Genomic DNA, 24,052 nt, shown 5'->3' on the forward strand with positions numbered 1-24,052 from the left:
AGAACGAGTGTTCGATTGCCGGTGTTGCTGGCGAACATTGAACGTTCGTTCCAACCCCTCGGGGGCGGGTGTTTCGCGGCACCGGCTCCCGGCAGGTGCGGTGCCGCGGATCGCACCTGGGCTCCGGGCAGTCGCGAGTCCGGACCCGTCAGGCAGGCCGTCGGCCGCCGCCCACGACCCCCGGGCGGCGGCCGACGGACCCGCCGGTAACGCCGGCCGGGTGTGGTGTGGGGAAGCTCCGCACCCGGCCGGCCACCCACCCGGTGCGTCTTCCTCCGCACCACCCGCCGCGGGCGTACCGCGCCGACGGGTCCGACTCCGTCGCGCGACCGCCCGCTTCGGCCCACGTGGAGGAGACCATGCCGACCAGTCCGGCCCAGGCGCCGACGGTGCCCGCGCACGTGCTGCCGCACCGCACTCCCGCCCAACTGCTCACGGTGGCCCGGCAGAGCCTCGCCGAGGCCGCCCGGACCGGCCCCGACGGCCTCCGGTACGCCGCCGCCCACCTCGCGGCGCTGCGCGCCGCCGCCGCGGTGCTCGCCGCCCGCGCCCGCCCCGCACCCACCCGACGCAACCGGATCACCAGCGTCTGGGTTCTGCTCGCCGTCGTCGCCCCCGAACTCGACGAGTGGGCCGCCTACTTCGCCCTCGGCGCCGGCAAGCGCGCCGCCGCCGAGGCCGGCATCCCCCGGGTGGTCACCGCCCGGGAGGCCGACGACCTGCTCCGCGCCGCCGAGGAGTTCGTGACGGTGGTGGAGGCCGCGCTCGGCCTGGCACATCAGCCGGCGATCGACGGTCTCGTCGCCTGACCAGCACCACCCACCGGCGGGCATCCGGTGGCGACACGACGGGGGGTAGGTCCGATGGCGGGCCGCATGGTGGTCGGTTCCGCCGCGCTGGCCGGGTTGGTGCGCCCGGCCAGCGCACCCGACCCGGCGGGTGGACACCGGATCCTCCCCGTCCGGCCCGAGCTGACCGGGCTGCTGCCCGGTCGTGGGCTGCGACGGGGCAGCACCATCGCGGTCGGTGCCGGACAGTCCCGGCACAGCGGCACCATCTCGCTGCTGATCGCCCTGCTCGCCGAGGCATCCCGGGCCGGTTCCTGGTGTGCCGTGGTCGGGATGCCGACCTTCGGGGTCGGTGCGGCGGCCGAGGCCGGGATCGCCCTGGACCGGCTCGCCCTGGTGCCGCAACCCGGCCCCGAGTGGCCCACTGTCGTCGCCGCGCTCATCGACGGGGTCGACGTGGTGGTCACCGCGGTACCCGCCACCGTCTCCACCTCGGTCGCCGCCCGGTTGGCCGCACGGGCCCGCCAACGCGGCAGCGTGCTCGTGCCGTACGGCCGGTGGGACGGCGCGGACCTGACACTCCAGGTGGTCCGGGGGGCCTGGGAGGGACTCGGGCCGGGGCGGGGGCGGCTGCGTCGCCGGGAGGTGACCATCTCGGCGCACGGGCGGGGTGCCGCCGCCCGTGCCAAGGAGATCACGGTGTGGTTGCCCGGCGACGAGCTGACCCGGGTCATTCCCCGGTCCGCCGCCGGCCGGTCACGTCCCGGACGATTCCGTGTGCTGACGTCCCCCGACGGCGCGGAGCGCCGGCATGAGTGAGCGTGAGCGAGCGAATCATCGGCTTCGTGGTGTCTCATGGCGGCGCGGAGCGCCGGCATGAGCACGCCGACTCGGACGTTGCTGCTCTGGTGCCCGGACTGGCCGGTGCTCGCCGCCGAGATCGTCGACGGGGTGCCCGCCACCGGGCCGGTCGCGGTGCTGCACGCCAACCGGGTGGTCGCCTGCTCCGAACAGGCCCGGGCCGAGGGGGTCCGCCGGGGACTGCGCCGGCGGGAGGCGCAGGGGCGCTGCCCGGGACTCACCGTCGTCGACCACGATCCCGGTCGGGACGCCCGGGCGTTCGAGCCGGTGGTGGCTGCGGTCGAGGAGGTGGCGGTCGGGATCGAGGTGGTCCGCCCCGGTGCCTGCGCGCTGGCTGCCCGGGGGCCGGTCCGGTACCTCGGCGGTGAGGAGGCGGCCGCCGAACGGATCGTCGAGCACGTCGCCCAGAGCTGCGCGGTGGAGAGCCAGGTCGGCATCGCCGACGGGGTGTTCGCCGCCGGGCTGGCCGCTCGGGAGGGGCGGATCGTGCCGCCCGGTGGGACGCCGGAGTTCCTGGCCGTCCAGCCGGTCGAGGCACTCGGGCGGCCCGCCCTGGCCGACCTGCTGCGCCGGCTCGGAGTGCGTACGCTCGGCGACTTCGCCGCGCTGGCCGCCGGTGACGTGCTGGCCCGGTTCGGATTCGACGGGGCGCTGGCCCACCGGTTGGCCACCGGCGGCGACGAACGGCCGCTGGCGGTCCGGCGACCGCCCGTGGACCTGACGGTCACCGCCGACCTGGACGAGCCGATCGAGCGCGTCGACGTGGCGGCGTTCGCGGCCCGGACGCTGGCCGAGCGGCTGCACGAACGGCTCGCCGAGTACGGGCTGGCCTGTACCCGGCTCGGCATTGAGGCGGTGACCGCGCACGGCCAGGAACTGCACCGGGTCTGGCGGCACGACGGGCTGCTCAGCGCGGCGGCGATCGCCGACCGGGTCCGCTGGCAACTGGATGGCTGGCTCTCCGGTGGTGGCCGGCGGGGCGGCGATCGCCCACCCCGTCCCACCGCGGGGATCGTCCGGCTGCGGCTGGTGCCGGACGGGGTGCTGGCCCAGGCGGGCCTGCAACCGGGGCTGTGGGGCGGGACCGGTGCGGAACGCGAGCGGGCACACCGGGCGCTGAGTCGGGTGCAGGGCCTGCTCGGCCCGGAGGCGGTGGTCACCGCCGTACTCGGTGGGGGCCGGTCGCCGGCCGACCAGACACGGCTGGCGCCCTGGGGTGACGAGCGGTTGCCGGCCCGTCCCGGCGCCGCGCTGTCGCCGGGCGAGCCCGCCGAACGCCACGGCGGCACGTCGTGGCCGACCGGAACCGGCGGGGCCGCGACACCTGTCCCGGTCGGTGCCGACCGTGGCACGCAGCGCGCCCGTTCCGGGCCGGCCGTACCGTCCTGGCCGGGACGGCTGCCGCCGCCTTCGCCGGCCGTGGTGCTGCCCACCCCGCTCGCCGTGAGCGTGCTGGACGCCACCGGTGCACCGGTCGTGGTGAGCGCGCGATTGACGGTGAGCGCCCCACCGGCCCAGTTGATCATCACGGTGCCCGGCGCCCATGTCACCAGGAACGGCGCACCGGCCGGGACTACCGGCAGGGGCGGTGCGTGGGACGGGATCACTGGCAGGGCTGGGGTACCGGTCGAGATCGTCGGGTGGGCCGGCCCGTGGCCGGTCGACGAGCGGTGGTGGGCCCCGGCCGAGGCGTGCCGGCGGGCGCGTTTCCAGGTCCGACTGGCCGACGGCAGCGCCCTGCTCCTCGCCGTCGAAGCCGGCCGGTGGCTCCTGGAGGCGGTCTATGACTGAGGTGAAGGTGAGTTTCCACAATTCTCGGCTGCCCTGGTCGGAGCTGGAGCGGGTGCTCTCCGGGCGTACCGGGGAGGGCGAACGACACCTGCGGGTGGTGGATCCCCTCGCGGTCGACGCCGACGGCGGCGACTCGCCGGCCTGGAGCCGGAGCCGGGAGCAGTACCGTCCGCCCGAGCTGGCCCGCCCCGACGGTGTGGTGCCGTACGCCGAACTGCACGCGCACACCAACTTCAGCTTCCTCGACGGGGCCAGCCATCCGGAGGAACTGGCCGAGGAGGCGGTCCGGCTGGGGTTGACCGCGCTCGCCGTCACCGACCACGACGGTTTCTACGGCGTGGTGCGTTTCGCCGAGGCGGCCCGCGCGCTGGACCTGCCGACGATCTTCGGGGCGGAGCTGTCCCTCGGCCTGCCCGGCCCGCAACAGGGCGTACCCGACCCGCACGGCAACCACCTGCTGGTGCTGGCGCACGGCCACGAGGGGTACGCCCGGCTGGCCACGACCATCGCCCGGGCCCAACTACGTGGCGGTGAGAAGGGCCGCCCGGTCTACGGCGAACTGGAGGAGGTGGCCGACGCCCTGCGCGACCACGTGCTGGTGCTGACCGGCTGCCGCAAGGGGCACGTGCCGGCCGCCCTGCTCACCGAGGGGGTCGACGCGGCGGCCCGGGAGCTGGACCGGCTCACCGAACTGTTCGGCGCGGAGACGGTGGCGGTGGAGCTCACCGACCACGGTCACCCGGTCGACGGCGACCGCAACGACGCGCTGGCCGAGTTGGCCGCCGACGCCGGACTGCCCACGGTCGCCACGAACAACGTGCACTACGCCACCCCCGGCCGGCGTCGGCTGGCCACCACCCTCGCCGCGGTGCGGGCCCGGCGCAGCCTGGACGAGATCGACGGTTGGCTGCCCGCTGCGGGCACCGCCCACCTGCGCAGTGGCGCCGAGATGGCGGCGCGGTTCGCCGCGTACCCGGGGGCGGTGGCCCGGGCCGCCGAGTTCGGCGCGGAACTCGCCTTCGATCTCCAGCTCGTCGCGCCCCGGCTGCCGGCGTACCCGGTGCCGCCGGAGCACACCGAGATGAGCTGGCTGCGTCACCTCACCGAGGCCGGCGCGCGGGAACGCTACGGCCCGCGCGAGGCGCACCCGCAGGCGTACGCGCAGCTCGACCACGAGCTGAACATGATCGAGGAGTTGGGCTTCCCCGGCTACTTCCTGGTGGTCTACGACATCGTCGACTTCTGCCGGCGGGCGGACATCTACTGCCAGGGCCGGGGTTCGGCGGCGAACTCGGCGGTCTGCTACGCGTTGCGGATCACCAACGTGGACGCGGTCCGGCACCGGCTGCTGTTCGAGCGCTTCCTGGCCCCGGAACGCGACGGTCCGCCCGACATCGACGTGGACATCGAGTCCGACCGCCGGGAGGAGGTCATCCAGCACGTCTACTCCCGGTACGGGCGGGAGCACACCGCCCAGGTGGCCAACGTGATCTCCTACCGGCCCCGGTCGGCGGTGCGGGACGTGGCCAAGGCGTTCGGTTTCTCGCCGGGGCAGCAGGACGCGTGGAGCAAGCAGATCGACCGGTGGGGCGACGTGGCCACGGTGGACGTGCCGGAGATCCCCGAGCAGGTGATCGCGTACGCCAACGAACTGACTGGTGGCTCGGGGAGGTGGACGGGCTTCCCCCGGCACCTGGGCATCCACTCCGGCGGCATGGTGATCTGCGACCGGCCGGTGATCGAGGTCTGTCCGGTGGAGTGGGGCCGGATGCCCGGCCGCAGCGTGCTCCAGTGGGACAAGGACGACTGCGCCGCCGTCGGCCTGGTCAAGTTCGACCTGCTCGGCCTGGGCATGCTCTCCGCGCTGCACTACGGGTACGACATGATCGGGATGAGCCTGGACCTCGGCGACATGTCGCTGGAGGATCCCGAGGTCTACGACATGCTCTGCCGGGCCGACTCGGTCGGGGTGTTCCAGGTGGAGAGCCGCGCCCAGATGGCCACCCTGCCCCGGCTGCGTCCCCGGACGTTCTACGACCTGGTGGTCGAGGTGGCGCTGATCCGGCCCGGCCCGATCCAGGGCGGCTCGGTCCATCCGTACATCCGGCGCAAGAGCGGTCAGGAGGAGGTGACCTTCCCGCATCCGCTGATGCGTAACGCGTTGGAGAAGACGCTCGGCGTGCCGCTGTTCCAGGAGCAGCTGATGCAGCTCGCCATCGACCTGGCCGGGTTCGACGCGGCTGGGGCCGACGAGTTGCGTCGCGCGATGGGTGCCAAACGGTCGGTGGAGCGGATGGCGAAGATCGCCGACCGGCTCTACGGCGGCATGGCGGAGCGTGGCATCACCGGTGAACTGGCCGAGGACGTCTATCGCAAGCTCACCGCGTTCGCCAGCTACGGCTTCCCGGAGAGCCACGCGATGAGCTTCGCCTACCTGGTCTACGCCAGTTCCTGGCTCAAGCGCTACCACCCGGGCCCGTTCCTGGCCGCGTTGCTCAGCGCCCAGCCGATGGGCTTCTACTCGCCGCAGACCCTGGTCGACGACGCCCGCCGGCACGGTGTGGAGGTACGCCGCCCGGACGTCAACGCCAGCGGCGCGAAGCCGGTGCTGGAGTCCACCCCGCAGACCCGGTGGGGCAGCCAGCCGGGGGAGCCCCCGCACGCCTGGGGGCTGGGCGGGCCGGCCGTACGGCTGGGGCTGTCCAGTGTGCGTACCCTCGGCGATCCGGTGGCCGAGCGGATCGAGGCGGAACGGGCGGCGCACGGGCCGTACCGCGACATGCCGGATCTGGCCCGGCGGGTGGGTCTGACCGTGGCCCAACTGGAGGCGCTGGCCACGGCGGACGCCTTAGCCTGTTTCGGGCTGAGCCGGCGGCAGGCGCTCTGGGCGGCCGGCGCGGCGGCGCAGGACCGGCCGGGTCGCCTGCCCGGCACGGTGACCGGCGCGACCGCGCCCACCCTGCCCGGCATGGAGGAGGTGGACCGGCTGGTCGCCGACGTGTGGGCCACCGGGCTGTCCCCGGAGCACCACCCGGCCCGGTTCATCCGTCCCCGGCTGGACGCCCTGGGCGCGGTACCGATCGACCGGCTGGGGCGGGTGGAGCCGGGTCGGCGGATCCGGGTCGGCGGGATCGTCACCCACCGGCAGCGCCCGGCGACCGCAGGCGGGGTCACCTTCCTCAACCTGGAGGACGAGACCGGCATGCTCAACGTCACCTGCTCGCCGGGGCTGTGGCAGCGGCACCGGCGGGTGGCCCGGACCAGCGCCGCGCTGGTGGTGCGCGGGCTGTTGCAGCGGCACGAGGGAGTGGTCAACCTGGTCGCCGACCGGCTGGACGCGATCGAGCCGCCGGTCAGCCCGGTGTCCCGTGACTTCCGCTGACCGGCGCGCGCCCGGACGGCGTGCCTCGCCGTACGTGATCGGCGGGGCAGGCCCTAGACGAGTAGTTCCGAAGTCAGGGGTCGATGTCTGGGCATGAAGAGAGGGCATCCAAGATCATGGTGTGACGCAAGACCTGGATACCCTCTTGACCGCACTGTACGTGAAGATCGACGACAGCATCCGCACCCCCCGGTGGCGGGGACGGCCGCCGCTACTGACCGACTCCGAACTGGTATGCCTCGCGGTGGCGCAGGTCCTGCTCGGTGCCCGCTCTGAGGCGCACTGGATCCGCTACGCCCGTATCCACCTGCGCCCCTGGTTTCCCTACCTGCCGCAGCGGCCGGGCTACAACAAACGGCTCCGCGCTGCCCTGCCGCTGATCAAAAAGGTCATCCGGGACCTGGCCCGCGACAGTGACTTCTGGTTCGACCACCACTGGATCGTCGACTCCACCCCCATCCCGTGCGGCATGTCCCGCCCCACCGCCCAGCGCTCAGACCTCGCCGGCTGGGCCGGATACGGCTACTGCGCCTCCCATTCCCGCTTCTTCTGGGGACTCCGGCTCTACCTGGTCTGCACCCCGACCGGGATGCCGATCCTGTGGGCCCTCGCGAACCCGAAGATCGGCGAGCGAGAGGTCCTCGCCGCGATGCTGGACGTCGAGGCCGGCGTGGTGGCAGAGCACGACAGGATCCTGCTGATCAGCGACAAGGGATTCGCCTCCAAGCCATTCGAGCGGCAGTTGGCCGAGCAGGGCATCGAACTGCTGCGCCCGTCCCGCAAGAAGGAGAAGGCCCGCTACGGCGAGCCGATGCTCAAGAAGGTCCGCCAGTTGATCGAGTCGGTCAACGACACCCTCAAAGGCCAGCTTGACCTGGAACAACACGGCGGACGAACCTTCGACGGTGTGGCCGTCCGGGTCGCCCAACGCCTCCTCGCCATGACCGCGGCGATCTGGCACAACAACAAGACCGGCGCACCCGTCACCCGGTCACTGATCGCCTACGACCACTGACCGCAATTCGGAACAACTCGTCTAGGCTCGACCGGGTGGAACAGACCCCGAATCTGGCCGGGCCGCCGCTCACTCCCCGTACCGCCGTGGTCTGGTCGGTGCTCCGCGCCGAGTTGGACCGCCGGCCCGCCACCGAGCTGACCGTGCTCGACGTCGGCGGCGGCACCGGTGGCTTCGCCGTGCCGCTGGCCCGCGCCGGGCACCGGGTCACCGTGGTGGACGCCAGCCCCGACGCGCTGGCCGCGCTCAGCCGCCGGGCCGCCGAGGCCGGGGTGGCGCAGCGGGTACGCGCGGTGCAGGGCGACGGTGACGCGCTCGCCGGACTGGTCGAGCCGGCCAGCGTCGACCTGGTGCTCTGCCACGCCGTCCTGGAGGTCGTCGACGACCCGGCGCCGGTGGTGGCCGCGCTGGCCGGGGCGCTGCGGCCGGGCGGCGCGGCCAGCGTGCTGGTCGCCGGGCGGGCGGCCGCGGTGCTGGGTCGGGCGATGAACGGCCACCTGGACGTGGCGGCGGCGCTCGCCGCCGACCCCGACGGCAGCGCCGGCCCCCGCGACACGCTTCGTCGACGCTTCGACGCCGACGGTGCCACCACGCTGCTGGCCGCCGCCGGCCTCGCCGTCGAGGAGATCCACGGCGTACGCGTGCTCGCCGACCTGCTGCCCGCAGCCGTGGCGGACGGCCAGCCGGGTGCCCTGCTCGAGCTGGAACGGGCGCTGGCCGCCCGGCCGCCGTGGCGGGACCTGGCGGCGCAGCTGCACCTGTTCGCCCGCCGTCCGGCATGACCGGCCCGGAGGAGTCGGCCGTGCGCCCCCCGGTGTCAGGAGGGGGCCCTTCCTATGCGCCAGGCGTTAACAAGGTGCCCTTCCTTGCACCTGTCGCGCCGGAGTACGGCGGGGGGAGCATCGCCGACGTGCTGCCGAGCGCGCTCGCGGTGCTCGGTGTGCCCGGTGCCGCCGACCTGCTCGACCTCGGTGCCGACCTGTCCGGCGTACGCCGGATCGCGGTGCTGCTGGTCGACGGGCTCGGCTGGTACCAGATCCCGACCGCCGCGCCGTACGCGCCGACCCTGGCCGGGCTGACCGCAGCAGCCGGTCGACCACTGACCTGCGGTTTTCCCTCCACCACTCCGGTCAGCCTGGTCACCCTGGGCACCGGGGCGGCACCCGGCGCACACGGGGTGCTCGGCTTCACGCTGCGCGTCCCCGGCACCGAGCGGGTGCTCAACCACATCGAGTGGTCCGGCGACCCGGCGCCGCTGCGCTGGCAGCCGGTCGCCACCCAGTTGGAGCGGGCCTGGGCCGCCGGGGTGGCGGTGACCGTGGTCAGTCGGCCGGAGTTCGGCGGCAGCGGCCTGACCCTGGCCGCGAACCGGGGCGGGGACTACCGGGGCGCGGCCGGGGTCGACGCGGTGGCCACCACGATGCTGGCTGCGCTGACCGCCGGCAGCGGCCCCACCCTGGTCTCCGGCTACCACCCGGACGTGGACCGCGACGGGCACCTCAGCGGTGTCGACTCGGTGCCCTGGCGGGCCTCGGTGGCCGAGGTGGACGGTCTGCTGGCCCGATTGGTGGACGGGCTGCCGTCGGACGGGGCGTTGCTGGTCACCGCCGACCACGGCCAGCTCGACGTGCCCGCCGGGCACCGGTTCGACCTGGACACCGACCCCCGGCTGACCGACGGGGTGCGGGTGGTCGCGGGTGAGCCCCGGGTGCGCTACCTGCACACCGCGCCGGGTGCCACCGCCGACGTGGTGGCCGCCTGGTCGGCCGTGCTCGGCGACGCCGCCCGGGTGCTGCTGCGGGACGAGGCGGTGGCCGCCGGCTGGTTCGGGCCGGTGCCCGAGGCACACCTGGAGCGGGTCGGCGACGTGGTGGTGGTCTGCAACGACACGTACGCCGTGCTGGCCAGCCGGTCGGAGAGCCCGGTGGTGTCCCGGCTGGTGGCCTTCCACGGCGCGGACACCGCGGCCGAGATGACGATTCCGCTGCTGGTGCTGCGGGGCTGACCGGCCGTCCTGTCCCACCTCGGGGTTAACCTGCCGGGGTGGGACGCAGCCAGTCGTTGCCCCGGGGCGGCGATCCCCGGTTCGGGCCGGACGCCGACGATGCCGGGTGCCCGATCCTGCACGTCGACATGGACGCCTTCTTCGCCTCGGTGGAGGTGCGTCACCGGCCGGAGTTGCGCGGCCGGGCCGTCGTGGTCGGCGGGGTCGGCCCGCGCGGCGTGGTCAGTTCGGCCAGCTACGAGGCCCGGCGGTACGGCGTACGCAGCGCGATGCCGACGATGCGGGCCCGGGTGCTCTGCCCGCACGCGGTCTTCCTGCCGCCCGACTTCAGTCGCTACTCGGCCGCCTCGCGGGCGGTCATGCAGATCTTCCGGGACATCACGCCGCTGGTCGAGCCGCTCTCCCTGGACGAGGCGTTCCTGGACGTCGCGGGTGCCCGGCGGCTGTTCGGCCCGCCGGCCGCGATCGCCCGTCGGATCCGCGAACGGGTCGCCGCCGAGCAGGAGCTGACGTGTTCGGTGGGGGTGGCGTCGAGCAAGTTCGTGGCCAAGCTCGGCTCGACCCGGGCCAAGCCGGACGGCCTGCTCGTGGTCCCGGCCGCCCAGGTCCTCGACTTCCTGCATCCGCTGCCGGTCGCCGCCCTGTGGGGAGTGGGGGAGCGGGCCGAGCAGAGCCTGCTGCGGCTCGGTCTGCGTACCGTCGGCGACCTGGCCCAGGCGCCGCTGGGGATGCTGCGGACCGCGGTCGGTGCGGCGGCGGCCACGCACCTGCACGAGTTGGCGTGGGGGCGCGATTCGCGTCGGGTCAGCCCGGAACACGCGGAGAAGTCGGTCGGCGCGGAGGTCACCTTCGACGTCGATGTCCATGATCCGACCGAGATCCGGCGCACCCTGCTGGCGCTCGCCGAGAAGGTCGGTGGCCGGCTGCGTGCCGGCGGGCAGGTGGGGCGCACCGTGTCGCTCAAGGTGCGGATGGCCGATTTCCGCACCGTGAGCCGGTCGCGCACCCTCGACGTGCCCACCGACGTGGCGCGGGAGATGTTCGACACGGCCTGGTCCCTCTACACCGCTCTGGCCCCGGGTGAGCAGATCCGCCTGGTCGGCGTCCGGGCGGAGGGTCTCACCCCGGCGGACGAGACACCCCGGCAGCTCGCGCTCGGTGCGCCCGAGCGGGGCTGGCGGGAGGCGGAGGTCGCGGCCGACGCCGCGGCTGCCCGATTCGGGCGGTCCGTCATAGGACCGGCCAGTCTTCTCCGCGGGCGTGATCCCCGGCGAAATGAAAATCCGACGCGGCCGTAGGTCGTCCCGCTTTCCGACGCGCGAGGGCCCTCGTAGACTTGGGGGTAAGCAGCCGGTTGGCTGCCACGGTCTGTCGGTCCGACCGGACCGACCAACGTGACCGGGGAGGAGTGCCGTGCCGCTCTCGGAGCACGAGCAGCGGCTGTTCGAGCAGATCGAGCGGTCGCTTGCCGAGGACCCCAAGTTCGCCTCGGCCGTGCGCGCCAGCGACCCGCGTTTCCACGCGCGGCGTCGCCTGCTCGTCGCTGCCGGCGTGATCGTCGCTGGCCTGGCGTTGTTGGTCTATGGCGCGGTGATCAAGACTCCGCCGTTGGCAGTGGCGGGATTCGTTCTCATGCTGGCCTCGGCTGCGTTCGCGGTGCAGTCGCACCGTCGGGCGCAGTCACCGGACCTGCACGTCGTCGGAGGCACGGCGAGTCGTCGCCGGTCCCGAGGACGGTCCGGCCGCCGATCGGGTGGTTTCCTCGATCGGATGGAGGACCGGTGGCGTCAGCGCCCGGAGGGGCACCGCTGACCCGCTGCTCCTCCACGGCGGGGCATCCGTCCCGGACCTGACCGGTCCGGGGCGTTCCGGCGCCTGGCGGACGTGATGTCGTCCGGGTGCCGGTCAGGGTGCTCGGGCGGAGACGACGACGTGGCGCGCTGACGGTTGCCCACCGGGCGGTGATCTGAGAGACCACAACGGGCCGGGTGCCGGTGGACGTCCACCGGCACCCGGCCCGTCTCGTCTGCCCCGGTCCGGGCGGTCGCTCAGCGGCTCATGCGGTTCGCGATCAGCCGGCGCGGACTGAACCGCAGTAGCCGGTGGCGTACCTGACCGCCGGAGTTCACCAGCCGCGACGAGGCGTCCGCGACAGTGGTGCGCCAGCGCTGCAACACCGACGGCGGCAACACGGTCGCCATCAGCCGGGTACGCCGATCGGCCCGCTCGGCCAGGGCACCGCGTACCGTCCGCAGGGCTGCGGGCAGCGGTTCCCCGGTCAGCGGGTCGCGCGCGTACCGGGCCCGCTCCTCGGCGCGGCCGAGCAGGCGGGCCGCCGACCCGGCCCCGGTCTCCGGGTCGAGGGCCTCCCGGACCAGCCGGTCGGCGGTCGCCCGGGGGGTCTCCGTCCGGTCCACCCGGATCCGGTAGTCGACCAGGGTGTCGAGCAGTTCGTCCCAGGCGGCGTGTGCGTCCGCCCGCGCCCGGTCCGGGTCGGCGCCGACCGTCACCGCCGGCCGGTGCTCCCCGGTGGCGCTCGCCTCCGACGCGTCGACCGTCCGGATCACCGGTGCGGGCCGGCCCCGACGGTGGCGCAGCGCGAGCCGGCGCAGCGCCGGCACGGCGAGCAGGGTCAGCAGGGCGAGTACGCCGACGGCGAGCAGCCAGGGCCACCGCGGCGCCTGCTGCGTGGGCGTGCCCGGGGCGGCGCCGACGGTCGGGTCGTCGCCCTCCTCGAACTGGTTCGGTCCGGCGTCCGGCCCGGCCGACGGGTCGTCCGCGTCGGGCGTGTCCGTGGCGTCGGTCTGCGGGGTGTTCTCCTCCGGGGCGTCGACGTCCGGTGCCCAGGCGGAGCGGGCCGAGCCCGGCACGCCGTAGGTCGGGGTGGCGTCGAACGGCACCCACCCGATCTGGTCGAAGTACACCTCGGTCCAGGCGTGCAGGTTCCGGTTGGTCAGGGTGAGGGTGTCCCCGGTGCGCCGGTTGCCGTTGGTGAACCCGAAGGCCACCCGGGCCGGGATGCCGGCGTCGCGGACCATCCAGGCCAGTGCCGCCGCGTACTGCTGGCAGTAGCCGGCCTTGTTCTCCAGGAAGTCGAGGATCTCCTGCCCGCTGGTGCCCTGTTCGGTGCTGAGCTGGTAGGTGAAGCCGTTCTCTTCGGAGAAGTAGTCGTAGATCGCGCGCACCTTGTCGTACTCGGTGCGCTTGCCCCGGATCAGTTCGGCCACCAGCGCCCGCACCTCGGGCACGTCGGGGGTGACGGTCTGCTGGACCCGCAGGGGGGCGTCGGCCGCCAGTTGCCGGGCGGAGCGCAGGGCCTGCGGCGTGAACGTCGAGCGGACGTAGTCGAACGAGTACGACTTCTCCCGGGAGTTCTCCCGGTTCGAGAAGACCACCTGCAGGTCCTGGTCGTAGAACCAGCTCCGGTTCAGGTCGGTGAAGTCGACCGGCTCGGCGTACACCGGCAGCAGCGGCATGGCCAGGGCCCGGGTCACCTCGACGGTGGCCTCGTGCCGGGTCCGTTCGACACCCTGGATCGGCTGTGCCGACGGGTCGGGCAGCTCACCGGTGACCTGGCGGCCGTTCGGGCCGCGTACCCGGAAGCCGTCGCCGCGCAGCTCGTCGGCGACGCCGAAGCGCAGATAGAACGGATCCTCCTCGGTGGTGGTCACCTTCACCAGGTCGGTGGTCTCGGACTGGTTGAGCGTGCCGCTGAGCGCGGCGAACAGGTCGACCCGGCCGGGAGAGCCGCCGAAGCCCTGCCCGCCCAGGCCGTTGCCGACGCCCGAGTTGAAGTTGTTCATCAGGCCGGAGGTCATCCCCGGCACGGCCAGCGGCACCAGCACGGCCAGCGCGAGGCCCACCACCGCCAGCCGCCGTCCGGCGGCGGCCAGCGGGGACGCCTCCCAGACGTCGACGTCGCGGCCGTCCCCGGTGAACCGCCGGCCGAACCGCCGGACCCGGTCGACGTTGTCGGTGACCAGCAGCCAGAGGAAGCCGGCGGCGCCGATGGCGAACGGCAGCGGCGGGACGCTGTCCACGTAGACCGCCACCGGCACCGAGTAGATGGCCAGCATCGGCAGACCGGCCAGGGCGGGCCGGCGCAGCCCGACACAGAGCACGTCCACCAGCACCGCGACGCCGCCGACGCCGAGCACCGTGATGAACAGCAGCGGGTCGGTGTCCGGCACCTTCACGCCGTGCGAGCGCATGTCGTCGACCGAGTTGCTGAGCAGCTCGGCGAAGTGCCCGAAGGTGGCCGGCGTGGGCAGCACCGCGAGCAGTTCCTCGCCGCTGGGAAAGAGCCAGGTCAGGGCCAGGGCGAGGCCGGCGACCATGGCCAGGATCTGCGCCCACAGCGGGGTCCGGCCGAGCCGGGCCAGGGCCGCCGCGGCGGCCACCGCGGCCACCGCGATGACGGCCTGCACCAGCCAGGTCCACCGTTCGAAGATGGCCGACAGGGGCGCGGCGGCGAGCAGGGTCGCGGCGGCGGCCACCAGACCCAGGTTCCGATGGGCGATCATGAGGGGGACCTTCCGTTCATCGCACGCCGCCGGCCACCGTCTCGGCCATCGCGGCCCGCAGGGCGAAACCCTGCGAGCCCCGGCCGGCCTGCGGCCAGAGCGCTGGCAGCCGACCGCCGTGGTCGACGCCGATCACCCGCCAGCCGGACTGCATCAGCGCCAGCGCGGCGGTGTCGTGTGCCTGGTCGGCCTCGGTCCGGGCCTGCGCCGGCAGGTTCAGCCAGGCGGAGCTGTCCAGCAGGAAGCAGACGCAGGTGGCGCCGTTGGCCCGCAACCCGGACAGCACCTCCGCCTCGGCCGTGCTCAGCGACCCGAAGACGCCGATGATCAGGCCGCCGTCGGAGCGCTGCCGGACGTGCTGCACCAGGGTGGTGATCTCGACGCGTTCGTCCAGCCGGACCTCCGCGAGATGGTCGAGCAGCAGGCCGTCACCGGCGCCCTCGGTCGCGTCCACGTCCGCGCCGGAGCCGGTGACCAGGCGCAGCTTGTAGCCGCCCTGACGCAGGTGGACGGCGATGCTGGCGGCGGCCGAGACCGCCCACTCGAAACTGGCCGTCGGGCCGTCGCCCTGGTGGCCGTACGCACGGGTGTCCAGCAGGACGGTCGCGCGGCTCTCCCAGGGCTGTTCCTCCCGGCGCACCATCAGATCCCCGGTGCGCGCGGTCGACTTCCAGTGCACCCGGCGCAGGTCGTCGCCGCGCCGGTACTCGCGGGTCGCCGCGTCGTCCTCGCCGTGCACCGCCACCGAGCGGGCCCGGCTCTCGCCGCTGCCGGCGTACTCACCGGGCAGCCGCACCGCCGGCAGCGGCGCCACCTGCGGCACCACGGTCAGCGAGTCGGTGCCCGGGAAGGCCCGGCTCAGTTCGCACAGACCGAACGGGTCGGTCATCCGGACCACCAGCGGCCCCACCTCGTACCGGCCGCGCACGTCGGCCCGCACGGTGTACGCCACCGAGCTGGCCTGGTGCGCGCCGAGCCGTTCCAGCACCACCCGGGGCCGGCTGCCGAGCGCGTACGGCAGCCGGTCCTCCAGCAGCAGGGTGCCGGTCGGCAACCGGGACAGGTTCTGCAACCGCAGCACCATCCGGGCGGTGGCGCCGACCGGCGCCCGGTGCGGGTCCAGTGAGCGGTGGCAGGCCAGCTTGTAGCGGCTGCGACCGACGTAGAGCGCGGCGAGCAGCGGGAGGACGGCCAGCAGCACGGCCACCCGCAGCAGGTCCTTCTCGCCGAGGATGCCGGCGGAGACGGCGGCCGCCAGCGCGGCGGCCAGGAAGGAACGACCGCGGGTGGTCAGGCCGCGTAGGCCGTCTCGCACGTCACGGCCTCCGGGGTTCGAACGGAGCCCGGCCGTTGCCGGCCGGTGGCCGGGTGTCGTACGGCGAGCGGTTGCGGTCGTGCGGCAGCGGCAGCCGGTGCACCAGGTCCGCCACGATCGCGTCGGTGGTACGCCGGGCGAGCTGGGCGTCGGCGGTGGGGATGAGCCGGTGCGCCAGGACCGGTACGGCGAGCACCTGGAGATCGTCGGGGAGCACGTAGTCGCGCCCGTCGAGGGCGGCCACGGCACGGGCGGTGCGCAGCAGTTGCAGGGTGCACCGGGGGGACGCGCCGAGTCGCAGGTCGGGTGCCTCGCGGGTGGCGGTGACCAGGTCGATCGCGTACTGCTTGACCGCGTCGGCGACGTGCACCTGCCGGACGTGACCGATCAGCCGGCGCACGGTGTCGGCGTCGGAGACCGGGCGCAGTGCCGGCAGCGGGTCCACCGCGCCGTGGCCGTCGAGCATGGCCAGCTCGGCGTTCGGGTCCGGGTAACCCATCGCGATGCGGGCGGTGAACCGGTCCCGCTGCGCCTCCGGCAGCGGGTACGTCCCCTCCATCTCGATCGGGTTCTGGGTGGCGATCACCATGAACGGGGTCTGCAACTGGTACGTCACCCCGTCGACGGTGACCTGCCGCTCCTCCATGCACTCCAGCAGCGCGGACTGGGTCTTCGGCGAGGCCCGGTTGATCTCGTCGCCGACGACCAGGTTGGCGAAGACGGCACCCGGCCGGAACTCGAAGTCGTGCGTCTCCTGGTTGTAGACGCTGACCCCGGTGACGTCGCTGGGCAACAGGTCGGGGGTGAACTGGATGCGGCGTACGGAGCAGTCGATGGACCGAGCCAGTGCCTTGGCCAGTTTGGTCTTGCCGACACCGGGCACATCCTCGATGAGCAGATGACCCTCGGCGAGCAGGACGGCCAGAGCGAGCCGCACGGTGGCGGTCTTGCCCTCGATGACCTGTTCGATGTTGGCCACGATGGCATCGCTCGCTGCGCGGAACTCGTCGTGCGGCAGCAGTCCGCCAACTTCGTCCCAGGTCTGTTGAGTCACGGGCCTCCTCCTCGTCGCCGTCACGGCAGCTCTGTATTGAGCACCTGGACCCGCCGTTGGGTTCGCGACGTGCGAGCCTCGTCTGCCGCAACAATCTCACTGGCCTCTCAGGCTAACCATGTTTCTCGCCAACGCCGACTGGCGCAGGTGTTTGGGCGCTTACAGAGCGATTTGTCGTTCACGCAGCGCATGTCGCCGGTTCTGCCGGGTAAGGAGCTCGGACCCGTCATCTGCGACAGGAGGGACATGTCGGAGACCACCTTGCCGATCAATCTCGGAACATGGCTGCTCGCGATCAGCCCCATCCTGCTGCTTCTCCTGCTACTCGCGGTGCTGCGATGGAAGGCGCCGCAGGCGGGGCCGGTCGGCATGTTCCTCGCCGTCGCGGTCGCCCTGCTGTTCTTCCGTGCGCCCTGGGAAGCGGTCGCGGTGGGCGCACCCTGGTCACTGCGGCGCTGTTGGCCCCGGTGACCCTGATGGCGGGCGCGACCATCGCGTGGATGGCCGGCAAGGGGCCGGCGTTGCGGCTGGCCTGGCCGTTCATCTTGATCATCTCCGCGATCCACGCCGGCCTCCAGTTCGTCATCATGTACTGGGAGCCGGTGCTGTCGACCTTCCTGGCCGCCACCGTGGCGCTGGTGGCCCTCTACCCGCTGTCCCGCTGGTCCCGCTATCGCGAGCCGGCCCAGGACGTCTCGGAGCGCCCGGCGATGAAGGAGGAGACCGAGACCGCCGAGGAAGAGGAGGAGCAGGCGCCGACGATGAGCCTGTCCTGGGCGCTGCTGCCGTACGCGGTGCTCACCGCCGTCGCGGTGTTCACCCTCGCGGTCCCGCCGGTCGAGGCGGCACTGGACCGCATCCAGTTCGGCTTCCCCTTCCCGGAGGTCGGCACCGGCTACGAGGTGGCCACCGAGGCGGAACAGCCCTACTCGGCGATCGCGCCGTTCACCCATCCGGGTTTCTCGTTGATCGTCGCGGTGCTGGTGACATGGATCGTCTTCCGCGCCAAGGGTTACTTCGCCGCCCGGGCCAAGCAGGACGGGCAGCAGCCGGTCTGGTCGAGCCTGGCGTCCGACGCCACGCCGGCATCGGTTGCCATCCTGTCCTTCCTGGTCCTGGCGGGCGTCATGGAGCACTCCGGGCAGACCGACGTGCTCGCCCAGGGCATCGAGCGGATCTCACCGCCCCTGCTGTACGCCTTCGCCGCCAACCTCATCGGCCTGGTCGGTGCCTTCATGACCTCCAGCAACACCGCCTCGAACGTCCTGTTCGGGCAGCTGCAGCAAGGCGTGGCGACGGGCACGGGACTGTCCGAGAGCGCAGTCATCGGGGCGCAGAGCGCCGGTGGCGCGATCGGCAACGCCATCGCCCCGGCCAACATCGTGCTCGGCACCGGCACCGCCGGCATCGTGGGCCAGGAGGGTGCGGTGCTGCGCAAGACCCTGCGGTGGACCCTCGCCGCGGCCGGGGTGATCGGCCTGCTGACCCTGCTGTTCGTCTGACGGAAGGAGTCGAGAATGACCGAACTGCGTTGGCTGCTGGTGGCGATGGTGCTCTTTCTTGCGGCGCTGCCCGCCTTGAGCCTGGGTACCGACGGCGACGTGCCGGCGCTCTGGGTCGCCGGGCTGGTCCTGGTGGCCGTCGCCGGCGCCATCCCGGTCGTACTGAGGTTCGCGCCGTCGGGCGGTGAGGACTGACATGGCCGACTACCGGGAGATCTACCGCAGGACCGACGACGGCGGGGTGCAGTTGGGCGCCAGTGCCGACCGTTGGTACCTCTACGAGGACCACGTCCATCTGGCGCCGCACCACACGGAGGGACAGCTTGTCCGGTTCGACGCCGAGCTGCTGCCGTTCGTCGACAATCTGAACCGGGGCGCGCTGGCTGTCGTGGACATGCAGAACGACTTCTGCGCGCCGGGTGGCTGGACCGATCGCTCCGGGCTCGACTACGAAGCATGCCGAGCTGCCATCCCGGGCGTCCAGCGGGCGATCGACGCCGCGCGGCGACACGGCATGTTCGTCATCTGGATCTACTGGCACAACCGTCCAGACCTCCGCAACCTCGGTGCGCCGACGCTGCACTCCTTCAAGCACCGCCTCGACCAGGTGGGTATCGGCGAGGAACTGGACAACGGCGCGGTGCTCACCGCCGGATCCTGGGGCGCGGAGATGGTCGACGAGCTGACGGGCTACATGGCTGACGACGACATCCACGTGGAGAAGGTGCGGATGAGTGGCTTCTACGGCACGCATCTGGACCAGGTTCTGCGTACCCAGGGCATCCAGACCCTCTACGTCTGCGGGGTCAACGCCGACCAGTGCGTCAGCACCACCCTGGAGGACGCCTACTTCCGCGACTACAACCCGGTGCTCATCGCCGACGCCACCGCCACCTCCAGTCCCGCTTACTGCAAGGACGCGGTGCTGTTCAACACCAAGCAGTGCTGGGGATTCGTCACCACCACCGAGGCCTTCGCCAACCCGCAGCCGTATCCGACGAAGGGGAGGACATGACCGCAGCGCACGGACCCCGTACCGGCCGACCGCCCACGCGCGCCGACCGAGGCATGGTCTCCTCGCCGCACTACCTGGCCACCGGCGCCGGCCTTGCCGCGCTGCGTGCCGGAGGTAGCGCGGTGGACGCCACGATCGCGGTCAACGCGCTGCTCTGCGTCGCGTACCCGCACATGGCGGGCCTCGGCGGCGACGGCTTCTGGCTGCTGGCCGATCCGGACGCGACGGTGCACGGGCTGAACGCCTCCGGTCCCGCGGCGCGGGCGGCCACCCGCGACTACTACGGCGAGCGGGGCCACACCGACGTGGTGCCGTCGCGGGGTGCGCTGTCGGCGCTGACCGTGCCGGGCGCGGTCGACGGCTGGCGGCTGGCCCACGAGCGGTACGGCCGGTTGCCCTGGGCGGACCTGTTCGACGATGCCATCCACTACGCGCGACACGGCGTCCCGGTGGCCCGATCCCTCGCCGACTGGCTGGTGGAGGACCTCGACCTGCTCAACGCGGAGTCCTCGACCGCGCGGTTGTTCGCGCCGGAGGGCCGGGCACGGCGTGAGGGGGAGCGGATCGCCCAGCCGGAACTGGCCCGCTCGCTGGAACTGATCGCCGCGCAGGGTGCCCGCGCAGGCTTCTACGAGGGCGACCTCGGCCGGCGTTTCTGCGCCGGAATCGCTGCGCAGGGCTCGCCGCTGCATCCGGACGACCTGGCGGCCTATCACGCCCACTGGGAGGAGCCGATCGCCACCGACTACCGTGGCCACACCGTCTACGAGATGCCATCGAACACGCAGGGCTTCGCCGTCCTACAGATCCTCAACGTGATCGAGGGCTACGACGTGACCGGCTGGGGTGACGGCACCCCGGACTACTATCACCACCTGGCCGAGGCGGTGAAGCTGGCCTTCGCCGACCGGGACGAGTGGCTCACCGACCGGCACTGGGTGGACATCCCGGTCTCCGAGTTGCTGGACAAGGCGTACGCGGCACGGCGGCGCGAGCTGATCCGGCCGGATCGGGCGATGGTCATGGCCGAGGTCGAGCCGGGAATCCGCTTCGGCCCTCAGGCGCGTCGGCGGGCGCCTCTCGGCGACACCTGCGCGTTCAGCGTCGTCGACGACCGAGGGCTGGTCGTGTCCGCCATCCAGTCGATCTACCACGATTTCGGCGCCGGGCTCGTCTCCGGTGACACCGGGATCATCCCGCAGAACCGGGGTTCCTTCTTCTCGCTCGACGAGGGACACCCCAACCGGATGGAGCCGGGGAAGCGTACCTTCCACACCCTGATCCCGGGGCTGGTCTGCGTCGACGGTCGTCCGTGGCTGGCCTTCGGTTCGATGGGGGGCGAGGGGCAGCCGCAGAGTCAGGCGGCGCTGCTCACCTGTTTGATCGACTTCGGGTACGACGTGCAGCAGGCGATCGAGGCACCTCGATGGTTGATGGGTCGGGCCTGGGGGACCACCGCCCAGGACATGTCCCTGGAGGGGCGCATCTCCGACGAGGTGGTGCGTGAGCTGCAACGCCGTGGTCAGCCGGTGCGGATGCTGCCGAACTGGGACGACAACATGGGCCACGCCCAGGCGATCCGGATCGACTTCGAGCGGGGCCTTCTGGAGGCAGGCGCCGATCCGCGTGGCGACGGTGCCGCCATCGGTTACTGAGCCGGGCGGGACGGCGTGATCCTCGCCGTCGTACTTGCCTGGCAGGTCGGCGTGGCCGCTGCTGTCCCGCTGCTGACCCGGTGGCTCGGCCGCAACGCCGGCTATCCACTGGCCGTCGGCTATCTGGTCGCGGCCGGCCTGCTGCTCACCCGGTTGCCGACGATCCTGGACGACCGGTACGTCGCCCTCGGCTGGCAGTGGCTGCCCGGGCTCGGAGTCGACGCCGCGTTGCGGATGGACGCGCTCGGCATGGTCTTCGCGCTGCTGGCGCTCGGCGTCGGCGCGCTGATCATGGCCTACTGCCCCCGCTACCTGAGCGTCGACGACGACGGGCAGGAGCGGGTGTACGTCACCATGACCCTCTTCGCCGCCGCGATGCTGGGCCTGGTGCTCGCCGACGACCTGCTGGTCCTCTTCGTCTTCTGGGAGCTGACCTCCATCCTCTCGTTCGTCCTGATCGGACAGGGCGGACGCCCGGCCGCCACCGGGCCGGCCGTGCAGGCGCTCCTGGTCACGGTGGCCGGCGGGCTCGCCCTGCTGACCGCGATCGTGCTGCTGGCGGTGCACGTCGGCACCACCAGCCTGGCCACGCTCGTCGCCGAGCCGGAGCGGCTGAGCGGCGGACCCGGCTGGGCGGCCGGGGCGCTGATCGTGTTCGCCGCGTTCACCAAGTCGGCCCAGCTGCCGTTCCACTTCTGGCTGCCCGGCGCGATGGTGGCGATCACCCCGGTGAGCGCGTACCTGCACGCGGCGACGATGGTCAAGGCCGGCATCTACCTGCTGATGCGGTTCTCCGCCGTGTTCGGCGGCACGTCGGCGTGGGACCTCACGCTGATGTCGGTCGGGCTGCTCACCGCGATCGTCGGCGCGCTGCTGGCCCTGCGCCAGTACGACCTCAAGGCGCTGTTGGCGTACTCCACCGTCAGCCAGCTCGGCCTACTGGTCGGAGTGATCGGTGTCAGCACCCCGGCGGCCGACGCGGCGGCGATCCTCTACACCGTCGCGCACGCGCTGTTCAAGGCGACACTGTTCATGCTGGTCGGCATCATCGACCACCAGGCGGGCAGTCGGGACGTGCGGGAGCTGTCCGGTCTGCACCGGGTGATGCCGGTGACGGTCTGGCTCACCGCGCTGGCCGCGATGTCGATGGCCGGGCTGCCGCCCACCATCGGATTCGTCGGCAAGGAGGCGATCTTCGAGTCCCTCGGCGAGACGCGCGGCGTCGGCTGGGTGGCCGCCGGATTCGGGGTGCTCGCCTCGGTGCTCACCTTCGCGTACGCGGCCCGCCTGGTGCACGGGATGATCGAGGGGCCGACCCGGCAGCGCCGGCTGCGCGAGCCGTCCTGGGCGTTCCTCGCCCCGGCCGCGCTCGCCGCGGTGACGGCGACCGTCCTCGGGCCGGCGGTGGCGGTGCTGAGTCCACTGGTGGAACGCGCCGCCGACGCGGCCCGCCCGGAGGGCACACCGCCGTACCTGGCGTTCTGGCACGGCTTCACGCCGGCGCTGGGCCTCAGCGCCGCCACCGTGCTGCTGGGCACGCTGATGTTCGTCGGCCGGGTCCGGGTGGACCGGCTGCTGCGGGCCGTACCCACCACACCACCCTTCGCCGAGTTGGCCGAACGCGGCCGGCAACGGCTGCTCAAGGCCGGCGCCGTGGTGGCCCGACCAGCACACGCCGCCGGGCCGGCGCCCTACCTGGTCCGGCCGCTGCTGGCCGTGGTGGTGCTGGCGGCGTGCGCCGCGGTGCTGCCCGGCGTCGCGCCCCTGCCGCACGTCGACCAGGCCCGTCCTGGCGACTGGCTGCTGGTCGGCCTGCTCGTCACGACACTCGCCGGCCTGCTGGCGGCGCGCTCCGCGCTGGCCGCCATCGGGCTGACCGGGGTGGTGGGGCTGCTGCTGTCGGCCTGGTTCCTGACCGTCGGCGCGCCGGACGTGGCGCTGACCCTGATGCTGGTCGAGGTGCTCACCGCGGTCGTCGTGATGCTGGCCCTGCGCCAGCAGCCGGACCGGCTGGCCCCGGTCGGGCGGCGCTGGTCGGTGACCGCCGCCGCCGCGCTCGCGGTGGCGACCGGTGTCGCCGCGGCGGCCGGCACCGCCGCGCTGACCGGCCGGGGCGAACCGTCCGGCCCGGGACGGTGGTACCTCGACCGGGCGGAGGAGCTGACCGGCGGCGCTAACGTGGTCAACACCATCCTGGTCGACTTCCGCGCCCTGGACACCCTGGGCGAGGCGGTGGTGCTCGCGGTGGTGGCCCTCGGGCTGGTCCGGCTCGGCGGCGACCGCCGGGTCCGTCCCGACGCCGCCGACCCGGCCGAGGACGACGTGGTCCTCGTGCTCGCCTACCGGGTGCTGGCACCGGTGATGCTGGTCGTCTCGGCGCTGTTGTTCCTACGCGGGCACGAGGCCACCGGCGGCGGATTCATCGGCGCGTTGCTGGCCGGTACGGCGGTCGGGCTCGGGCAGCTGGCCCACCCCGGTGGAGCGCCCCTGCTGGGCCGGTTGCCGGCGGTGCCGCTGGTGGCCGCCGGGTTGCTGATCGCCGTCGGCGCCGGGGCGGCCCCGCTGGCCGTCGGCGAACCCCTGCTCACTCCGCTCGGCCTGAGCACGCCCGACCCGCTGCCGACGCTCTCCACCGCGCTGCTGTTCGACCTCGGCGTCTACCTGATGGTCCTGGCACTGGTGGTGGCCGCCGTGCGGCGGCTCGGCCTGCCCTCCGCCGCCCCGCCCTCCGCGGCCCCGACCGCCCGGGTCACCCGATGAGCGCCGCGGTGCTCGTCGGCACGCTGGTCGCCGCCGGGGTGTTCCTGCTGCTACGGCCGGGACACCTGCGCGTGGTGCTGGGTTTCGTCCTGCTCGGGCACGCGGTCAACGTGGTGCTGCTGGCGGCCGGTGGGCTCGGTCGCCGCACGGCGGCGGTGCACGAGGTGGGCCCGGACACAGCGGATCCGCTGCCGCAGGCGTTCGTGCTGACCGCCATCGTGATCACCTTCGGTGTCACCGTGTATCTGCTCAGTCTGCTGCGTCGGGGCACGGCGGACCCGGACGCCGACGACGACGGTCCCGGTGGGCTCACTGACCCGGACGGCCCGGGCGAGACCGACGCCGACGAGCGTGACGGGGACGGCGGTCCCTGGGCGGGTCCGGCC

General features: G+C 73.1%; 18 protein-coding genes and 1 pseudogene. 16 read left to right on the plus strand and 3 right to left on the minus strand.

Annotated elements, in window-relative coordinates:
- Positions 1 to 359: 359 nt before the first annotated feature.
- The 9 genes from ID554_RS23840 (at position 360) to ID554_RS23880 (ending at position 11,654) form a co-directional block, all read left to right on the plus strand.
- Entirely contained in the window at positions 360 to 809 is a 450-nt protein-coding gene (locus tag ID554_RS23840; RefSeq protein ID WP_117228470.1) for an SAV_6107 family HEPN domain-containing protein, read from the plus strand.
- A 54-nt stretch (positions 810 to 863) separates the two neighbouring features.
- Complete coding sequence (locus ID554_RS23845) at positions 864 to 1,607, plus strand: hypothetical protein (RefSeq protein WP_223884221.1); 744 nt, start codon at positions 864 to 866, stop codon at positions 1,605 to 1,607.
- A 57-nt stretch (positions 1,608 to 1,664) separates the two neighbouring features.
- Positions 1,665 to 3,440, plus strand: a complete 1,776-nt coding sequence (locus ID554_RS23850) for a Y-family DNA polymerase (RefSeq protein ID WP_117228471.1) — start codon at positions 1,665 to 1,667, stop codon at positions 3,438 to 3,440.
- Between the two features lie 7 nt (positions 3,441 to 3,447).
- Entirely contained in the window at positions 3,448 to 6,822 is a 3,375-nt protein-coding gene (locus ID554_RS23855; protein WP_117228472.1) for an error-prone DNA polymerase, read from the plus strand.
- 121 nt (positions 6,823 to 6,943) lie between these two features.
- Positions 6,944 to 7,837, plus strand: a complete 894-nt coding sequence (locus tag ID554_RS23860; protein ID WP_191088568.1) for an IS982 family transposase — start codon at positions 6,944 to 6,946, stop codon at positions 7,835 to 7,837.
- Positions 7,838 to 7,872: 35 nt separating this feature from the next.
- A complete protein-coding gene (locus tag ID554_RS23865; RefSeq protein ID WP_191088619.1) occupies positions 7,873 to 8,619 on the plus strand; it encodes a methyltransferase domain-containing protein in 747 nt (248 codons plus the stop codon).
- Positions 8,616 to 9,842 carry an alkaline phosphatase family protein gene (locus tag ID554_RS23870; protein ID WP_117227038.1) on the plus strand — a complete coding sequence of 409 codons (1,227 nt, stop codon included), beginning with the start codon at positions 8,616 to 8,618 and terminating at the stop codon, positions 9,840 to 9,842. Before ID554_RS23865 ends, ID554_RS23870 begins: the two co-directional genes overlap by 4 nt.
- 38 nt (positions 9,843 to 9,880) lie before the next feature.
- A complete protein-coding gene (locus ID554_RS23875; protein ID WP_117227039.1) occupies positions 9,881 to 11,140 on the plus strand; it encodes a DNA polymerase IV in 1,260 nt (419 codons plus the stop codon).
- 115 nt (positions 11,141 to 11,255) lie between these two features.
- Positions 11,256 to 11,654: a DUF3040 domain-containing protein gene (locus ID554_RS23880; protein ID WP_117227040.1), complete on the plus strand. Its 399-nt coding sequence runs from the start codon at positions 11,256 to 11,258 to the stop codon at positions 11,652 to 11,654.
- 236 nt (positions 11,655 to 11,890) lie between these two features.
- Here ID554_RS23880 and ID554_RS23885 read toward each other — a convergent pair whose 3' ends face one another.
- The 3 genes from ID554_RS23885 to ID554_RS23895 are packed head-to-tail and all read right to left on the minus strand — an operon-like array spanning position 11,891 to position 16,734.
- Entirely contained in the window at positions 11,891 to 14,365 is a 2,475-nt protein-coding gene (locus ID554_RS23885) for a transglutaminase TgpA family protein (protein WP_117227041.1), read from the minus strand.
- A 16-nt stretch (positions 14,366 to 14,381) separates the two neighbouring features.
- On the minus strand, positions 14,382 to 15,680 hold the full coding sequence (locus tag ID554_RS23890) for a DUF58 domain-containing protein (protein ID WP_117227042.1): 1,299 nt from the start codon (positions 15,678 to 15,680) through the stop codon (positions 14,382 to 14,384).
- Position 15,681: 1 nt separating this feature from the next.
- Complete coding sequence (locus ID554_RS23895) at positions 15,682 to 16,734, minus strand: AAA family ATPase (RefSeq protein WP_117227043.1); 1,053 nt, start codon at positions 16,732 to 16,734, stop codon at positions 15,682 to 15,684.
- 246 nt (positions 16,735 to 16,980) lie between these two features.
- Between ID554_RS23895 and ID554_RS31900 the strand changes: the two genes are divergently transcribed.
- The 7 genes and pseudogenes from ID554_RS31900 to ID554_RS23925 all read left to right on the plus strand — a co-directional run.
- On the plus strand, positions 16,981 to 17,205 hold the full coding sequence (locus ID554_RS31900) for an L-lactate permease (protein ID WP_199489153.1): 225 nt from the start codon (positions 16,981 to 16,983) through the stop codon (positions 17,203 to 17,205).
- Positions 17,206 to 17,210: 5 nt separating this feature from the next.
- Positions 17,211 to 18,236 carry an L-lactate permease gene (locus tag ID554_RS23900; protein WP_233527396.1) on the plus strand — a complete coding sequence of 342 codons (1,026 nt, stop codon included), beginning with the start codon at positions 17,211 to 17,213 and terminating at the stop codon, positions 18,234 to 18,236.
- Positions 18,237 to 18,251: 15 nt separating this feature from the next.
- The gene (locus tag ID554_RS23905) at positions 18,252 to 18,431 is read left to right on the plus strand and encodes a hypothetical protein (protein WP_117227044.1); all 180 of its coding nucleotides are present in this window, start codon (positions 18,252 to 18,254) and stop codon (positions 18,429 to 18,431) included.
- 1 nt (position 18,432) lies between these two features.
- Positions 18,433 to 19,251, plus strand: a complete 819-nt coding sequence (locus ID554_RS23910; RefSeq protein WP_117227045.1) for a cysteine hydrolase family protein — start codon at positions 18,433 to 18,435, stop codon at positions 19,249 to 19,251.
- Positions 19,248 to 20,906 (plus strand): gamma-glutamyltransferase, encoded by a 1,659-nt coding sequence (gene ggt, locus ID554_RS23915; protein WP_117227046.1) that lies wholly within the window; start codon positions 19,248 to 19,250, stop codon positions 20,904 to 20,906. Before ID554_RS23910 ends, ggt begins: the two co-directional genes overlap by 4 nt.
- A 15-nt stretch (positions 20,907 to 20,921) precedes the next feature.
- Complete coding sequence (gene mbhE / locus ID554_RS23920; RefSeq protein ID WP_117227047.1) at positions 20,922 to 23,666, plus strand: hydrogen gas-evolving membrane-bound hydrogenase subunit E; 2,745 nt, start codon at positions 20,922 to 20,924, stop codon at positions 23,664 to 23,666.
- Positions 23,663 to 23,968, plus strand: a pseudogene (locus ID554_RS23925) (sodium:proton antiporter); the annotation flags it as partial. The gene mbhE and the pseudogene ID554_RS23925, both read left to right, overlap by 4 nt.
- Between the last annotated feature and the right edge of the window lie 84 nt (positions 23,969 to 24,052).

The organism is Micromonospora craniellae (assembly GCF_014764405.1).
Taxonomy (GTDB): Bacteria; Actinomycetota; Actinomycetes; order Mycobacteriales; family Micromonosporaceae; genus Micromonospora; species Micromonospora craniellae.

Bases quoted from the DNA above. Each gene is read 5' to 3' on its own strand.
- ID554_RS23850 (WP_117228471.1), top strand. From the start codon at position 1,665: ATGAGCACGCCGACTCGGACGTTGCTGCTCTGGTGCCCGGACTGGCCG.
- ID554_RS23870 (WP_117227038.1), top strand. From the start codon at position 8,616: ATGACCGGCCCGGAGGAGTCGGCCGTGCGCCCCCCGGTGTCAGGAGGG.
- ID554_RS23840 (WP_117228470.1), top strand. From the start codon at position 360: ATGCCGACCAGTCCGGCCCAGGCGCCGACGGTGCCCGCGCACGTGCTG.
- ggt (WP_117227046.1), top strand. From the start codon at position 19,248: ATGACCGCAGCGCACGGACCCCGTACCGGCCGACCGCCCACGCGCGCC.
- ID554_RS23885 (WP_117227041.1), bottom strand. From the start codon at position 14,365: ATGATCGCCCATCGGAACCTGGGTCTGGTGGCCGCCGCCGCGACCCTG.
- ID554_RS23845 (WP_223884221.1), top strand. From the start codon at position 864: ATGGCGGGCCGCATGGTGGTCGGTTCCGCCGCGCTGGCCGGGTTGGTG.
- ID554_RS31900 (WP_199489153.1), top strand. From the start codon at position 16,981: ATGTCGGAGACCACCTTGCCGATCAATCTCGGAACATGGCTGCTCGCG.
- ID554_RS23905 (WP_117227044.1), top strand. From the start codon at position 18,252: ATGACCGAACTGCGTTGGCTGCTGGTGGCGATGGTGCTCTTTCTTGCG.
- ID554_RS23910 (WP_117227045.1), top strand. From the start codon at position 18,433: ATGGCCGACTACCGGGAGATCTACCGCAGGACCGACGACGGCGGGGTG.
- ID554_RS23900 (WP_233527396.1), top strand. From the start codon at position 17,211: ATGGCGGGCGCGACCATCGCGTGGATGGCCGGCAAGGGGCCGGCGTTG.